A 15,988-nucleotide genomic window follows, 5' to 3' on the forward strand; every position below is an offset into this window, starting at 1 on the left:
GTCCTTGTCTTGAGTTGGCGTTCGATTCGGTCAGCTCGCGGCGGAGTATCCGTCGAGGAACTCCTGCACCGAGGCGACCGCGGAGTCGTAGTCGTAGTTGCGGAACGTGTAGGCGCCCTTGACGACGAAAGGCGCACCGGCATAGAACATCTCGTACTGTTGGTGGCGTCCGGCGAACTCCGAACCGATGATGTCCCAGGCGAGTTTGAACAGCTTGACCCGCTCTTCGGTCGGCACACCGGGCGACTGGACGTAGCGTTCCATGTCCGGGCGGCTCAGGTCGCTGCGCAGATCCTTGACGCTGGCGGGCAGTTGCAGCACTCCGCCGCCGACGAGGTCACGCAGGATCGACAGCACCCGCGGATAGGTCTCGCTCTGCAGGCCCATCGCACCGTACAGCGCCGACCGGCCCGGCAGATATTGACCGTTCGCGTCCGGTTCGGCGGTGTACTCCGCCGCCAGGACTCCGGACTGCACACCGCTGACGACGGCCGCCAGCTCGCCCAGCTTCTCCTGCACCGACGGAATCTTGTCGACGCCGTTGACCTGGGTGACCCGACGAGCCACGCCGGCGATGAACGCGAGCTTGGCGGCGAAGCGGATCTGCGCCTGCCAGTTGCCGAGCACGTGGGCTCCGGTGTCGAAGAACTGCCTGCGTACCGCGGTGGTGTCGCGGTCGACGAACACGCGGTTCCACGGGATCAGCACGTCGTCGAACACCAAGAGCGCGTCGGATTCGTCGTAACGCGTGGTCAGCGGGTAGTCGAAGGAGCTGGTGGCTCCGGTGATGTAGGGTCGGCGGCAGTAGAGCTTGAGACCCGTTGCGTTGGTGGGCACGGCGAAACCGACCGCGAAGTCCTTGTCGTCGGGGCCGAGCGGCTTGATGCAGGACACGAAGATCTCGTCGGCCACGGCGCCACCGGTGGCCAGCATCTGCGAACCGCGCACGACGATGCCCTCGTCATTCTCTTCGACGACGCCGACCTGCAGGTAGTCCCCTTCCCAGCCGGACGCGGTCGTGGCGCGCGAGACCTGCGGCGGGATGATCGCGTAGGAGACGTACAGGTTCTCGTCGAGCAGCCGGCGGTAGTAGTCGGCGACGTTGCCCGCGAAGTCGTGGTCGCCCTCCTGCCCGTCGAATGCCTGGGTGTTGGCGGCGAACGATGCGAGGAACGTGCCGACGTGGTCGGGGCTGCGGCCGACCCAACCGTGGGTGTGGCGCGCCCAGGTCTCGATCGCCTTGCGGCGTGCGACGAGATCTTCCGGCGACCGCGGGATGGAGAACGTGCGGTTGGCGGGCCGCCCGGTCTCCGGTGCGATGTACTGCATGACGTCGGGATTGTCGTTGGCGATGTCGAGCAGTTCGCCGATCGTGTTGGCCATCGGCGCGAACGCGGGGTGCTCGCCGACGTTGGCGACTACCTCGCCGTCGAGGATGACGGTACGGCCGTCGTTGAGGGACTCCAGATACTCTTTGCCGGTACGCATGTCAGTTCTCCTTGGTGGTGGTGTAGGTGTGAGTGAGGGTTTGGCCTTGCGGCAGAACGATTTCGATGTCCCATCGCCGTCCGGGCACGAACTTCCCGTCGATCAGCGGCAGGGTGCCGCCGAAGCAGACCAGGTCGTCGTCACCGAGGTCGTCGAGGCGGTCGGTGACGATCGGGAGAAGGTTGTCGGGTCGTCGCAGTCCCGCGAGTGATCCGGACTGGTAGAGGACGTCGTCCACCCGGCTGCTGGCTTGGCAAGCGTCCCAGTCGAATTCAGCCCAGTCGTTGATCGCGATGACTTCGCGACCAACGGGCTTGGGGCAGGCCTGCTTGGACTCACCGATGTCGACGGTCTCCAGTGTGCGATCGGTGTGATCGGATCCGACGCCGAGATACCACCGCCCCGCATGGCGAATGTAGACCGGCTCGACTTCTCCCGAGGTGTTGTTGCCGGCCACCGGGACCTCCTGAGCGGTGGTGGCCGAGTCCGCGTCCATCGGGTAGAGCATCGGGACCTGGGGCGGCGGTGCGACGCCGATGGCGGCGAGCTCGTCGATATGGTGGCGTACCTGCGCCTCGTCGCGCCCGGTGTAGCCGGCGACGACCACTCGGTAGCGGGTGAGGGTAATCGGCTCGCCGCCCTGCGGCTGCAGGGTGAGCGTTGCGGTGGTCATGCGATTGTCCTTCTTCCTCAGCATGGATTCGTAGTCGTCGCGGCGGTCGGCCAGCACCGGGAATTCGGTGCGGGTGGCCTCGACGAGGTTCGGGTCGATGTCAACGACAGTGACGCCCTCGGCGTCGTCGGCCTCGACGACGACCTCTCCCCACGGATCGACGACGCGACTGTGCCCGCCGAGTTCGACGCCGCCGTGGGTGCCGACGGCATTGCAGGCGACGACGAACACCTGGTTGTCGACGGCGCGGGCCGCGGTGAGCAGCCGCCAATGGTTGAGACGGGCGGCGGGCCATGCCGCGGGGACGATGACGATCTGCGCCCCGGCGGCGACCAGCTGGGTCCACAGGCCGGGGAACCGCAGGTCGTAGCAGGTGGTCGAGGCGATCTCACCGAACGGGGTCTGCGCTGCGTACACCTGTCGGCCCGGCGTCAGCAGTTCGGTCTCGCGGGACTGATAGCCGAAGATGTGCGCCTTGTCGAAGTGGTGAATCACCTGCCCGGTGTCGTCGAGCAGCACCGATGTGTTGAGCAGCGCATCGCCGTTACGGCGCACGATGCTGCCGCAGTGAATGAAGCAGCGCCGCTCGGCGGCGATGCGCGCCAGGGTCTGGACCGTCGGGCCGTGCAGCGACTCGGCGGTCGCCGCGTAGTCGTCGAAGTGGTTGAATCCGACTTTCCAGAGCTCCGGGAGCACGATCAGGTCTACGCCGTCGGGTACCGCTGCCACGGTGGTGCGGACCCGCTCGAGCCGGTGTGCCGCGGTTTCGCCGTCTGGGCCGGCTAGTTGTACAAGTGCGATTTTCATTGTGTTCCTTGGTATTTCATTGGTTGTCGGTCATCGACGCGAGAGTCGAGTCGAGGTGATGGCGCACTGCCTGACCCGCGAGATCGGGATCGCCGAGGGCGATGGCGTCGACGATCGCACGGTGTTCGGCGACTACCCGACTGCGTCGTTCGTGGTCCGCGGTGACGATGCGGATACCCATCCGCATCTGCCGATCCCGAAGTGACCGATAGAAATCGGTCAGGATCGGATTCTGCGCCGCGGAGATGATGGCGGTGTGGAAGGCCAGGTCGAGGTCGATGAACGCGGTCGCGTCGTCCTCGGCGGCCTGGCGGGTGATGATCTCGCTGAGGTCGTCGACCAGTGCTCCGCCGGCCTCTGCGACTCGGCGCACCGACCAGTCCTCGATCATCATCCGAACCTGCATGATCGCGGCGATGTCTCGGTCGGTGACGGCAGGGATGTAGGCGCCCTTGTTGGGGATCCGATTGATGAAGCCCTCGGCCTCCAGCCGCAGCAGGGCTTCCCGGACGGGTGTGCGCGACAGCCCCGACGACTCGGCGATCTCGTTCTCGGTGAGGAACAACGAGTCCCCGCGCGGTACCTCGACGATCTTCTGGCGCAGCCAGCGGTAGGCGAGTTCGGGAGCGCGCAGCTCCCCGTTTCGTGTGCTCTTCGCCATGGCGGGTTCCTTTCCAGAGGGTTATTGGGGGGTCGAGGACCGCGGTCGCGCCGCGACCGTCAGGACACGGTCGCCAGATCCACGGATTTGGTCTCGGTCGCCTTCATCGACGCGATGAGCGATGCCGCGCCCATCAGCGCCAGGTAGAACGCGATGGCGTAGGGCGAACCGAACCAGCCGTACAGCGCGATAGCCAGGATCGGCGCGATCGATCCGGCAAGCACCGATGCGAGGTTGTAGGCCAGGGAGACTCCGGAGTAGCGGATCCTGGTGGGGAACAGCTCGGAGAAGAAGGCCCCGATCACCGCACTGTAGGCGGAGAAGATCAGCAAGCCGCCGACGACGGCCACGGTGATCGCAATCGAGTTCTTGGTGTCCAGGAGGGCGAAGAACACGAACGCCCAGATCATCGTCGCGATCGACGCTCCGATGTAGATGGGGCGCCGGCCGATACGGTCAGCCAGGATGGCGAACAGCGGAATCGCGATCAGCGCGGCACCCATGCCGATCATCACGGCGGTCAGGCCGACGGACTTGGGCAGGTGCAACATGTCCGCGTTGGTGATGTAGGTGATGACGAACAGCGAGAAGATGTAGAAACCGGCGTTTTCGCCGAATCGGGTGACCGCCGCGAGCACGATCTGCCGCCAGTGCTTGGTGATCGCCTCCGACAGCGGCGCCTGCGACGTCGCGCACGCTTCGGCCTTCGCCTCGGCTGCCCGGTAGAGCGGGGTCTCGGTGACGAACAGACGCAACACCAAGCCGATGAGTACCAGGATTGCCGAGAGTGCGAAGGCGATGCGCCAGCCGTAGGACTGGAATGCGTCGTCGGACATCGTCGCGCTGAGCACGGCCATCACACCGGCCGCAAGCAGATTGCCAAGGGGCGGACCGAGATTGGGCCATGCCGCCCAGAACGCGCGCCGCTCGGACCCGCCGTGTTCGGAGACCAGCAGCACCGCGCCGCCCCATTCGCCGCCGAGTGCGAAGCCCTGCACGAGCCGCAGAACCACGAGGATGATCGGCGCGGCGATGCCGAGCGTGGCGTAGCCGGGCAGCAATGCGATCAGGAAGGTCGAGATGCCCATCAGCATCAGACTGGCGATCAGCGTAGAGCGTCGGCCTCGTCGGTCGCCGAGGTGACCGAGCACCGCGGCGCCGAGGGGGCGGGCGATGAAGCCGACGGCGTAGGTGGCGAAGGCCAGCAGCGTGCCGACCGTCGGATTCGATGCCGGAAAGAACACTTTGTTGAAGACGAGTGCGGCAGCGGTTCCGTAGAGGAAGAAGTCATACCACTCGACGGCGGTACCCGCGAGGCTCGACGCCGCGACGACCGGCAAGCTGGTCCTGCGTTGCGATCGCGACTTGGTAGGTTGAGTAACGGCTGTCGCCATTGGAACTCCTAGCAGTGGTTCATGGTGGAGCCGCCTGGCCCGGTCGACTGTTGCACCAGTCGGCCGGGCCGCCGTCGTCTGTGAGCTACGACACCGGGCGGTATATCTGTTGTATACGATGTGAATACAACAGCGCAAGGGGTAGTCGTAAGCTACTTGCCGGTAAGTTGTCGTCGGGCCGTCGGGCCGACGAAAAAAGGTGCGCCTCGCGCGGTGCCGCTACTTCGGCCCGAAGCCGAAGTACCGCCGCATCCGCCCGACCTTGGGCGTCGACGCCGGCGCTTGCGTGGAGTCGTCGGCTGGTGCGTCGGGCAGAGTGTCGGCCGGGCGCGGCGATCGGTCGATCGGCGACTGCGCCGCGCTGTGTGCGTATTGTTGCGCCTCGTCGCCAGTCGGCTGATACCCGGCTGGATGAATCGCGAAGGCGGTCACCGGGATTCGCGTCGGGTCGACGTCACCGTCGAGCGCGGGTGGAGTGAAGCGGAAGCCTAGCCATTCACGGTTGGCCTGCTCGGCGAGTTCGGCCGGATGGAAGGGGAGGGCGAGCGGTTGCGGCGCAACGCCTTCGGCGTACCGCAGCGGATGCTCGCCGCCCCAGAACGGCGACTCGAAGACGAACGGCAGTCCTGAATCTTCAAAGATGTCAATGGGATCCGACGCAAAGCTGCGTCGAAGTTCGCCGCCCTCCCAGCGGGCGAAGACGCCGACGGCCTCCGCCGGCTCGGTGTGCAGCAGCGTCGCCACCTTGACCGGCGCGACCGATGCGACGGTCTTCGTCAGAGTCGACGGCCGCCGACTGGCGAACAGTGGACTGGAAATCACCGACGCCGAACCGAACGCCCCGACGTAGGCGTGTGAATCGTTGCCGGTCATCGCCGCGGCGAGATTCGTCGCGGCAACCGGTACCAGCACGGCGTCGCCGTAGATCCGGGCAGCCAGCTCACGCGCCCGCTCGACGTTGTTGTGCAGTGGCCCCCGAAGGAGTCCGATCGGGTCATCGTCGTCAATGAGCCACAGGGTCAGAGCACGGTTGGACACAGGGAAGTTTCCTTCAGCTGTTCGGATTGCTGCGGACGCCGAGAAGTACATCTTCCCAGGCCGGAACGGACGGTTTACGTTGTTTGCGTCGACGCGCCTTCGCCTCGGCCTCGGCGGACTCGTCCGGCGTCGGGCCCGGCGCGGCGTCGTCGCCGACGACGGTGAAGCCGAGTTGCGTTGTCTCCTCGGCGGATCCGCCGAACTCGGGCTGGTCGTGACCCGGTGCGACGGTGGATGCCGGCTGGCCCGACGATGCGGGCTCGACGTCGGACTCCGGCGCCCGGACGTCGGGGGTCTGGGTCACCGGTACCCCGATCGTGGGCATCTCGACGGGGCGTCGTCCGGTGACCACGGATTCGGCGTCGACCGTGAAGGATTCGGCGACGGTCTGGGAATGCGCGGGGCGCGACATCTGCGGAACGGCAACCGGCGCCAGCCGGCGTCGGGCGATGGCCACAGCTTCCGGATCGGTCAGTTCGTCGGCGAGGTCGTCGAGCGGATCGGCGGTGCCGCCGTGGGCGCCCGGGTGATAGCGCCAATGGGCGTAGTTGTCGGTCCGGCCCACCTGCCAACGCACTTGCACGACCCAGAATCCGTCGTCGCCCTTCCAGGCATCCCAGTCGGTCGCCGCGGCGCTCTGGCCGCGAGCGGTGAGCGCGGTGTCGACGACTTCGCCGAGCGTCTGCACCGCGGGTCCGTCCTCGCGGATGGGGTGAGACAGCGCCGCCAGCTCGGTGGCCCGGGTTCGCTCGAGCAGGACCGGATGAGCGAAACGTTCAATGCGTTCCGGGGGCACTCCGGCGATCGCGGCGACTTCTTCGATGGTCGCTCCGGCCCGGATGCGAGCCTGAATCTCGCGTGGACGCAAGGTCGATTCCATCTCGATCTGAATCTGCCCGAGTCGCGACAGGTCGCCGCGGGCCGCGGCGCGCAGTCGATCGTCGGCGCGGATGCGGAACTTCTCCTTCGTCTCATCGTCTTGCACGACGACATAGCTGCCGTCGGCTTCGACGCTGATGACGCGAAGCTCACGCATCTGCTCCTCCTCCGGTCTCGGGATGACGCATTGCCGTCAGGTTAGTGCACGCCCGGAGTGCATCACGGTGCCGACACGCGGAAAACCGCAGTTCAGGACTGAAGTTGGCGATTGTACGCGAGCTACAGCTGGCCCACGACGTAGTCGATGCAGGCGGTCAGCGCGGTCACGTCGTCGGGCTCGATCGCCGGGAACATGCCGATGCGCAGCTGGTTGCGGCCGAGCTTGCGGTACGGCTCGGTGTCGACGACACCGTTGGCGCGCAACACCTTTGCCACGGCCGCGGCGTCGACGTCGTCGTTGAAGTCGATAGTGCCGACGACCTGGCTGCGGTGTGCTTCGTCGACGAACGGTGTCGCGAACTCGCTGGACTCGGCCCAACTGTAGAGCCGTGAGCTCGAGTCGGCGGTGCGCGCGGTGCACCAGTCGAGGCCGCCGTTGGCGTTCATCCATTCGATCTGGTTGGCGAACAGCAGCAGCGAGCCCACCGCGGGTGTGTTGTAGGTCTGGTTCTTGCTGCTGTTGTCGACGGCGGTGGGCAGCGACAAGAACTCGGGGCACCAACGGCCGCTCGCGGCGATCTCGTCGACTCGGGCGAGGGCCTTGGGGCTCATCAGCGCGACCCAGATGCCGCCGTCGGAGGCGAAGCATTTCTGCGGTGCGAAGTAGTAGACGTCGGCGTCGGCGACGTCGACCGGCAGACCGCCGGCGCCCGACGTCGCATCGATTGCGACGAGTGCGTCGCCTGCTGCCTCGGGCCGGAGCACGGGAACGGCTGCGCCGGTTGAGGTTTCGTTGTGCGCCCAACCGATGAGGTCGGCGTCGGCGAGTTGTTCCGCGGTGATGGCAGCGGGGTCCGGCGCGGTTCCCGGGTCGGTCGAGATGACGGTGGGGTCACCGAGGAACGGCGCCTTGCGGGCGACGCTGGCGAACTTCGCCGAGAACTCGCCGTAGGTCAGATGCAGCGAGCGCTCTTTGATCAGACCGAATGCCGCGGCATCCCAGAACGCGGTGGTTCCGCCGTTCGACAGCACCACCTGGTAGCCCTCGGGCAGTGCGAAGAGGTCGGTGAGACCTGAACGGATGGCGCCGACGACGTTCTTGACCGGTGCCTGGCGGTGGCTGGTGCCGAAAACGGATGCACCGGTGTCGACGAGCGACTGCAACTGCTCGGGGCGAACCTTCGACGGACCGCAACCGAAACGGCCGTCGGAGGGCAGGAGGTCAGCGGGGATGGTGATCGCATCGGTCATGACCACCGAGTCTAGTGGTGTGCGATGGGACACATCGCACTGCGGTGCGTGTCGGACCGACGTCGATTCCGAGGGGTGTGCCGGTGAACTACCGTCGGTTCATGTACCTCGACGAGTTCGTCGCAGTCGGCAGCCTCGACGCCGACGGCGCCGAACGCCTCTGCTGGGAGTGCGCGAAATACTCGTCGCGGATCTTCCTCGTCGTGAATGGCCGTCGCGTGATGGCGCAGAATCTCCCGCTGTGCTGGGACGCGTTACGTATAACGCGGGGGACCACGGTGGCCGTCGAAGTGACGGGGACACGGCAGACCTCCGACGTCGAGCAGCAGCAGGCCATCGCGGGGTTCGTCGACGCGTTCACCGCGATACTCGCCGAGTGGGCGGAGAAGAATCCGGCCCCGCAACCGCGGAATCGGACATGGCTGTCCGGTCTGCGCAGGTTCCGCCGTGCTCATGGTCGACGGGGCGCTGAGTGAACCGTTGACACCTGTTGAACGCGCGTTTAATGTTCTGAACATGCGTTCAAGCGAGTTGCGTTGACACCCGACGACCGCACGACGCGCGCCCGCGTCCGAGACACCGCCATCCAGGTCTTCGCTCGCGACGGGTTCAGTGCGACGGTGCGGGCGATCGCCGCTGCCGCCGAGGTCAGCCCCGGGTTGGTCATCCACCATTTCGGTTCCAAAGCGGGCCTGGAAGCCGAGTGCGACCAGTACGTCCTCGACACGCTCTTCGACGTCGAACGCGATCTGCTGACCGGCGACGGCGGATACCGCGAATTCCTCGACCTCATCCGGCACGCCGAAGACAGCGGCGAACACGTCGTCTACATGCTTCGCGCGGTCCAGCAGGGCGGCGCGACGGCCCGTGCCTTCCTCGACCGGATGCTGGCCCAGGCCACCGAGGGACTGCGTATCGGTGTCGAAAGCGGCCAGCTGCGCCCGTCGGTCGACGAGGAGGGTCGTGCCCGCTACCTCACCACGATCTCGGTGGGTGCACTCCTGCTCGACACCGTGATGAATCCGCCCGACGACTGGTCCGACTTCGGCTCGATCCTGCGCGGCTACATCGACCGCGTCGGCATCGCGGGCACCGAGATGGCTGTCCACGGCGTGATGACCGATGCCTCACTGCTCGACGCGATCGTCGAGGCGCAGCGCGAATCCGCGCACACGCGGCGCGATACCAGTGATCAGTCCGGCGATCGAAGAGTTGGCGACGAAGGAGTTGACGATGACCAAAGTCATTGAGGCACAAGGACTCATCAAGCGATTCGGAACATTCACCGCCCTCGACGGTCTCGACCTGTCGATCGACGCCGGCGAGGTGGCGGGATTCCTCGGGCCCAACGGCGCTGGGAAATCGACGACGATCCGCATCCTGCTCGGCCTCTACCGGCACGACGGCGGACAGGTCTCAGTGTTCGACGCCGACCCGTTCGCCGACGCCGTCGCGATCCATCGGCGCATCGCCTATGTACCCGGCGACGTCAGCCTGTGGCCGCAACTCAGCGGCGGCGAGTGCATCGATCTGCTGCTGTCGCTGCGCGGCGTGCGCGCGACGTCGGCGACTCGCAAAGCCGAACTCATCGAGCGCTTCGAGCTCGACCCCACCAAGAAGAGCGGCACCTACTCGAAGGGCAATCGGCAGAAGGTCGCCCTGATCGCGGCCTTCGCCGCCGACGCCGAACTGCTCATCCTCGACGAGCCGACGTCGGGTCTGGATCCGTTGATGGCCAACCACTTCGTGGTCAACGTCCGTGATGCGGCCGCGCGCGGTTCCGCGGTACTGATGTCGAGCCACATCCTCGCCGAAGTCGAGGAATTGTGTGAATCGGTCACCATCATCCGCGCCGGTAAGACGGTCGAGGCGGGCACGCTCGCTGCGTTGCGGCACCTGCGACGCTCGCGTGTCAGCGTCATCGCCGACGGTGTGTCGGCGCTCGCCGACGTCGACGGAGTGCACGACTTCGCCGCCACCGGCGACGATGCGGTCACCTTCACTGTCTCCGACACCGGAATGTCCGCTGTCACCAAGGTTTTGGGTGGATTGACGGTGCGCTCGCTGACCGTCGAACCGCCGAGCCTGGAGGAATTGTTCCTGCACGCCTACGACGCCCCCGCCGATTCGGCGGCGCTGTGATGACCGCGGCGACGATCGGTTCGGGTTCGGGTTCGGGCTCGGGCTCGGGCTCGGGTTCGGCCTCGGGCTCGGCCCGTCGGCCGTTCGCGGCTTGCGACATCCTGCTGCGCTTGAATATTCGGCGTGAGCGGATCATCTCGCCGGTCACCGTCGTGCTGATCGTCGTGATCAACCTGTCCACGGCGGCGTCGGTGGTGAGTATGTATTCGACGCAACAGGAGAAGGCGGCGCTCGCCGCAAGTGCGGGAACCAACGCCGCCTTCTCGTTTCTGCTCGGACCGTTGCATCACATCGACTCGAATGCGGCCGTAGTGTCCTGGCGCGCTGGATTGTTCATGATCGCGGCCACCGCCGTCTGCGTCGCGCTCACCGTCACGCGACTGACGCGCAAAGAGGAGGAACTCGGGCGGGTCGAGCTCGTGCGTTCCGGCGCGACCGGCGCGCTCGCACCGCTGACTGCGGCTCTCGTTGTGGCAGTGGTGGTTTCAGTTGTCGTGGGGGTGGCGATGGCGATTCTCATGGTGCCGCTGGGAGCCGGTGTGGCGTCAGCGGCCGCGGTCGGTGCTCAGTACACGACGACGGCGCTCGCCGCCGCGGGGCTGGCCGCTGTCGGCGCGCAATTCGCGGCGACGTCGCGCATCGCGAATATGGTTGCGGCATCGGTGATTCTGGGCGGCTACGTGCTGCGCGGTGTCGGCGACATCGCCGACGGATGGTCGTGGTTGCAGTGGCTCAGCCCGATGGGCTGGGCCGAGCGCATCGACCCGTTCGGAGCTAACTCGTGGTGGCCGGCCCTGGCATCGCTGGCGGTGTTCGCCGCGAGTGTCGGTGGGGCCGTGTGGATGAGTGATCGCCGGGATCTCGGCGGGGGACTGCTGCAGCCGCGGCCCGGCCCGGCGTCGACCGATAAGCTCTCGACGATGCCTGCGGTGGCAACACATCTCGCGATTCCCGGCATGGCGTCCTGGGCGTCGGCGATCACCACGTACGCCTTGGTGATCGGCTTTCTGATTCCTTCCATCAACGACATCGCGTCGAGCAATCCGCAGATCACCGACTATCTTGAAAAGCTGGGTGGCGCAGGCGATCTCGGCACCGTGTTCACGTCGACGATGATGGGTTACCTGGGCTTCGCCGCGGCCGCGTGGGCGGTCACCGCGGTCGGCCGACTGCGCGCCGACGAATCCGCCGGCCGCACCGAAACCCTTCTGGCGACGCCGATTTCGCGCTCGACCTACTTCATCGACCAGGCTGTGGTGCTGGTCATCGGGATCGTCGTGATCATGGCATGCGCGGCGCTCGGCGTCGGAGTGGCCGACGCCCTGGTGTCGGGCGGATGGGGTGCGGCGCTGGGACACGCGTTCAGCGCTGCGGCAGTACAGATTCCGGCCGCGCTGGTTCTCGCCGGCATCGTCGCGGTGCTCTACGGCGCCAAGCCGGCATGGACGCTCGGCGCGTGGCTCGTGCTGATCGTCGCGTTTCTCGTCGGCCCGCTCGGCGCGCTGTTCAATCTGCCGCAGTGGGCGCGGGACATCTCGCCTTTCACCCACGTCCCCATGGTTCCCGCCGAACCGATGCGTTGGCTGCCGATCATCCTGCTTACCCTCATCGCGATAGCCGCAGCGGCGATCGGTTGGCGGAGCTTCACCCAGCGCGACGTCGGGTGAGGTGCGGGCGGAAGCCCTGTGCCAGTTTGAGTAACACCCCTCCGCTGGTTGAGCCTGGATTCGCCGACGGCAGGCCTCTTCCGCTGGTTGAGCCGTGAGGAGCGTTGGCGCCGCCGCTCCTGCTGGTTGAGCCGTGAGGAGCGTTGGCGATGCGCTAGCCGAGTCCGTGTCGAAACCTCTCAGCCACAACGACTTTCGATGATGCGCGCCAATTTCGGCGATGACACGCCTCGATGTTCGATACCATCACAGTTCGACAAGTGCGCCATCATCAAATGCATTGTGGTACAGGGGTTTCGACACGCTCGTCGCTAGCGCTCCTCGCGGCTCAACCAGCGGATAGGGCCCGTCGTCGTCAGGCCCGGCGCAACCGGCGGAGTGACATGGTTTCGACGCGGGCGCGTCTCGCTACGCTCGTCGGGCCCGGCTCAACCTGCGGAGGTGGTGCCTCAGCCCGGCTCGCCGGCGCATTGCTACCCGCTGATCGTCTCCCACCCCTCGACGTCCTCGGGGCGGCGAGGGGCGGCGCCGGTGTAGACGGCGGCGGGGCGTACCAGCTTGCCGAGTCGTTTCTGCTCCAGGATGTGTGCGCACCAGCCCGCGGTGCGTCCGCAGGTGAACATCGCGGGCATCATGTGCGTCGGCACCTCGGCGAAGTCGAGGATCACCGCGGCCCAGAACTCGACATTGGTTTCGATGGCGCGGTCGGGGCGTCGTTCCCGCAATTCGGTCAGGGCGGCCTGCTCCAGCGCGGCCGCGGCCTCGTAGCGCGGCACACCCAATTCCATTGCGGTGCGACGTAAGACGCGGGCACGGGGGTCCTCGGCCCGGTACACACGATGGCCGAAGCCCATCAGCTTCTCCTTGCGATCCAGGATGCCCTTGACCAACCCCCGCGGGTCGTCGGTGCGCTCGATCTCCTCGATCATCGGCAGCACTCGAGCGGGCGCACCGCCGTGCAGCGGCCCCGACATCGCGCCGATCGCACCCGAGAGTGCGGCGGCGACGTCGGCGCCGGTCGACGCGATGACCCGGGCGGTGAAGGTGGACGCGTTGAGGCCGTGTTCGGCCGCGCTGACCCAATACGCATCGATCGCCGCGATGTGCTTGGGGTCCGGATCGCCTTTCCACCGGGTCATGAAACGTGCTGTGACAGTGTCACATTCGTCGACGACCCGCTGCGGCACCGCGGGCTGGTAGATGCCGCGCGCCGACTGCGCCACATACGACAATGCCATCACCGAAGCCCGCGCGAGGTTGTCGCGCGCGGTGGCGTCGTCGATGTCGAGCAGCGGCTGATACCCCCAGATGGGTGCGAGCATCGCCAGTGCCGCCTGCACGTCGACCCGGACGTCGCCGGTGTGAATCGGCAGCGGGAACGGCTCCGCGGGCGGCAGACCGTCGCCGAATCGACCGTCGACCAACAGCGCCCACACGTCGGCGAAGGTCACGCGGTTCTCGACGAGGTCTTCGATGTCGACGCCGCGGAAGCGTAGGTTGCCGCCGTTCTTGTCGGGTTCGGCGATATCGGTGGTGAAGGCGACGACGCCCTCGAGTCCGGGGACGAAATCTGCGGGGACTGTGGCCATGAAGTGGATTCTATGACCGTGCTCGCCGAGCATTCCGATCCTGGCTGCCTCGCCGGCCGCCGAACCCACTACTCTGACCGGAGTGAACCAGAAATCATCCAATGATTCTGATGACAATGTCGAGTCCGTCGACCTCGCTTCCATGCGGGTCGGCTACGGCGCACGCGCCGACATCGATTCGGCGGGCGCCGACGGCGTCGCAGCACACCTCGACACGACTTGGCTGACCGGTGATCCGCCGTGGCTGTCGCTGTTCAACCGATGGCTCGCCGACGTCGTGCGGACCAGTGGGCCGACGGGTATCAGTCCCTACATCGAGGCCAACGCGATGGTGCTGGGCACCGTCGACGCCGATGGTCACCCACAGACTCGAACTGTGCTGTGTAAGGGTGTCGACGCCGCGGGTGTCGTATTCTTCACCGGCTACGATTCAGCGAAAGGTCTTGCACTGCAAGCCAATCCGTACGCTTCGGTGACTTTCCCGTGGATCAACCTGGAGCGTCAGGTACATTTCCGCGGGCCGGTCACCAAGGTCAGCGCTCAGGAGACGCGGGAGTATTGGGATTCGCGTCCGCGCGGTTCGCAGCTGTCGGCGTTCGCGTCGGCGCAGTCGTATCCGATCGGATCCCGCGCGGAGCTGGAAGAGCTAGCGGCGTCGACCGCCGAGCGGTTCGCCGACGACCAGCCGGTCCCGGTACCCCCGACCTGGGGCGGCTATCGCATCGAACCGCGGGTTGTCGAATTCTGGCAGGGCCGTGCCGACCGGCTGCACAACCGGGTGCGCGCCCGCATGGTCGACGGCGAGTGGCTCACCGAGCGACTTCAACCCTGATGGCCAAGCTTCTCGCCGACACAGCCCCGCTGCGTAACGACTATTTCCGTCGGCTGTGGGTCGCCAATATCGTCACCGTCATCGGCGCGCAGCTGACCGTGGTCGCGGTGCCGTCGCAGATCTACCAGATCACCGGCAGTTCCGCCTATGTCGGGTTGACCGGTGTCTTCGGCCTGGTGCCGTTGATCGTCTTCGGGCTGTGGGGCGGCGCACTCGCCGATGTCTTCGACCGGCGGCTGATCCTGATGGTCACCACACTCGGGCTCATCGGGTGCAGCGCACTGTTCTGGGTGCAGGCGTTGATGGGCCTGAACAACGTGTGGATCCTGCTCGGCATCTTCTCGGTGCAGCAGGCGTTCTTCGCCGTCAACCAGCCGACCCGCTCGGCGGTGCTGCCGCGATTGCTCCCGCCGCGCGAACTGCCCGCCGCCAACTCACTGAACATGACGGTCATGCAGGCCGGCGCCATCGCGGGACCGCTGGTCGGCGGAATACTGATACCGATTCTCGGCTACTCGCTGCTGTATCTGCTCGACACGGCGTCGTTGCTGACCACACTGTGGGCAGTTATTCGGCTGCCCGCACTCAAGCCGATCAGCAGCGCCGACGACGCCGCGCCCCGCACCGTCGGACTGCGCTCGGTGCTCGACGGCCTGGTCTACCTGCGCGGACATCCGGTGCTGCTGATGTCGTTCGTCGTCGACCTGATCGCCATGATCTTCGGCATGCCGCGCGCACTATTCCCGCAGATCGCCCACGAGAGTTTCGGCGACAAACCCGAAGGCGGCCTCGCCTACGCTCTGCTGTTCGCCGCCATCCCCATCGGCGCAGTGCTCGGCGGCATCTTCTCAGGATGGGTGTCACGAGTGTCGCGGCAGGGCTTGGCGGTGATCGTCTGCATCGTCGCGTGGGGTGCGGCGATCGCCGTCGCGGGTGGCGCATTGTTCTTCGCGCACGGAACGGCGCTCCCGGTTCTGCCGATCGTCGTCGTCGCGATGATGATCGGCGGTGCGGCCGACATGGCGTCGGCCGCGTTTCGGCAGTCGATGTTGCAGTCGGCGGCCAGCGACGACGTCCGCGGCCGCCTGCAGGGTGTGTTCACCGTCGTCGTGGCCGGTGGTCCGCGCATCGCCGATGTCACACACGGCGTCGCCGCGGCCGCGGTGGGGACCGCCGTCGCCACCGCGGGCGGCGGGCTCGCCGTCATCGTGCTGACCGTTGTCGCGGCGCTGGCGGTTCCGGCCTTTGTCCGCTATCGGCTGGGTGGGGCGACGTAGGGCGCGACAGCGGGAGTTGACTTCCCGCTGCGGCGGTTCGTTCCGACATACGTAGTTACCGTGGCGGGGAAATCACCGCAGCGGCCCGTCAATCAGTGCAGTGGGTGCGGAGCACCGCAGTGACAGCGCGC

14 protein-coding genes are annotated in these 15,988 nt (G+C 66.6%); 6 read left to right on the plus strand and 8 right to left on the minus strand.

The window, feature by feature from the left end:
* Positions 1–30: 30 nt before the first annotated feature.
* The 7 genes from HH308_RS10095 to serC all read right to left on the minus strand — a co-directional run bounded on the left by HH308_RS10095 (position 31) and on the right by serC (position 8,350).
* Positions 31–1,488 (minus strand): 4-hydroxyphenylacetate 3-hydroxylase family protein, encoded by a 1,458-nt coding sequence (locus HH308_RS10095; RefSeq protein ID WP_170194061.1) that lies wholly within the window; start codon positions 1,486–1,488, stop codon positions 31–33.
* A gap of 1 nt (position 1,489) precedes the next feature.
* Positions 1,490–2,968 carry a DUF2848 family protein gene (locus tag HH308_RS29755; RefSeq protein ID WP_246284474.1) on the minus strand — a complete coding sequence of 493 codons (1,479 nt, stop codon included), beginning with the start codon at positions 2,966–2,968 and terminating at the stop codon, positions 1,490–1,492.
* A gap of 16 nt (positions 2,969–2,984) precedes the next feature.
* The gene (locus HH308_RS10110; protein ID WP_170194062.1) at positions 2,985–3,629 is read right to left on the minus strand and encodes a GntR family transcriptional regulator; all 645 of its coding nucleotides are present in this window, start codon (positions 3,627–3,629) and stop codon (positions 2,985–2,987) included.
* A gap of 59 nt (positions 3,630–3,688) precedes the next feature.
* Entirely contained in the window at positions 3,689–5,023 is a 1,335-nt protein-coding gene (locus HH308_RS10115; protein WP_170194063.1) for an MFS transporter, read from the minus strand.
* Positions 5,024–5,242: 219 nt separating this feature from the next.
* Complete coding sequence (locus tag HH308_RS10120; protein ID WP_170194064.1) at positions 5,243–6,061, minus strand: DUF6928 family protein; 819 nt, start codon at positions 6,059–6,061, stop codon at positions 5,243–5,245.
* A gap of 13 nt (positions 6,062–6,074) precedes the next feature.
* Positions 6,075–7,097, minus strand: coding sequence for a septation protein SepH (gene sepH, locus HH308_RS10125; RefSeq protein ID WP_170194065.1), 1,023 nt, complete (start codon positions 7,095–7,097; stop codon positions 6,075–6,077).
* Between the two features lie 122 nt (positions 7,098–7,219).
* Complete coding sequence (serC, locus tag HH308_RS10130) at positions 7,220–8,350, minus strand: phosphoserine transaminase (protein ID WP_170194066.1); 1,131 nt, start codon at positions 8,348–8,350, stop codon at positions 7,220–7,222.
* Positions 8,351–8,451: 101 nt separating this feature from the next.
* Here serC and HH308_RS10135 point away from each other — a divergent pair, with 101 nt between their 5' ends.
* The 4 genes from HH308_RS10135 to HH308_RS10150 all read left to right on the plus strand — a co-directional run bounded on the left by HH308_RS10135 (position 8,452) and on the right by HH308_RS10150 (position 12,159).
* Entirely contained in the window at positions 8,452–8,826 is a 375-nt protein-coding gene (locus HH308_RS10135; RefSeq protein WP_170194067.1) for a hypothetical protein, read from the plus strand.
* Between the two features lie 60 nt (positions 8,827–8,886).
* Complete coding sequence (locus HH308_RS10140) at positions 8,887–9,600, plus strand: TetR/AcrR family transcriptional regulator (protein ID WP_170194068.1); 714 nt, start codon at positions 8,887–8,889, stop codon at positions 9,598–9,600.
* Positions 9,584–10,492 (plus strand): ABC transporter ATP-binding protein, encoded by a 909-nt coding sequence (locus HH308_RS10145; protein ID WP_170194069.1) that lies wholly within the window; start codon positions 9,584–9,586, stop codon positions 10,490–10,492. The genes HH308_RS10140 and HH308_RS10145 overlap by 17 nt, the downstream gene beginning before the upstream one ends.
* Before the next feature lie 110 nt (positions 10,493–10,602).
* The gene (locus tag HH308_RS10150; protein WP_246284476.1) at positions 10,603–12,159 is read left to right on the plus strand and encodes an ABC transporter permease; all 1,557 of its coding nucleotides are present in this window, start codon (positions 10,603–10,605) and stop codon (positions 12,157–12,159) included.
* 473 nt (positions 12,160–12,632) lie between these two features.
* On the opposite strand, the gene HH308_RS10155 is transcribed toward HH308_RS10150, so the two are convergent.
* Positions 12,633–13,748 carry a citrate synthase 2 gene (locus HH308_RS10155; protein ID WP_170194071.1) on the minus strand — a complete coding sequence of 372 codons (1,116 nt, stop codon included), beginning with the start codon at positions 13,746–13,748 and terminating at the stop codon, positions 12,633–12,635.
* Between the two features lie 142 nt (positions 13,749–13,890).
* Between HH308_RS10155 and pdxH the strand changes: the two genes are divergently transcribed.
* Both pdxH and HH308_RS10165 read left to right on the plus strand, forming a co-directional pair.
* The gene (gene pdxH / locus HH308_RS10160) at positions 13,891–14,580 is read left to right on the plus strand and encodes a pyridoxamine 5'-phosphate oxidase (protein ID WP_170194126.1); all 690 of its coding nucleotides are present in this window, start codon (positions 13,891–13,893) and stop codon (positions 14,578–14,580) included.
* A complete protein-coding gene (locus tag HH308_RS10165; protein WP_170194072.1) occupies positions 14,580–15,857 on the plus strand; it encodes an MFS transporter in 1,278 nt (425 codons plus the stop codon). Before pdxH ends, HH308_RS10165 begins: the two co-directional genes overlap by 1 nt.
* The last annotated feature ends 131 nt before the right edge of the window (positions 15,858–15,988 follow it).

Source organism: Gordonia asplenii, assembly GCF_012933505.1.
Classification (GTDB): domain Bacteria; phylum Actinomycetota; class Actinomycetes; order Mycobacteriales; family Mycobacteriaceae; genus Gordonia; species Gordonia asplenii.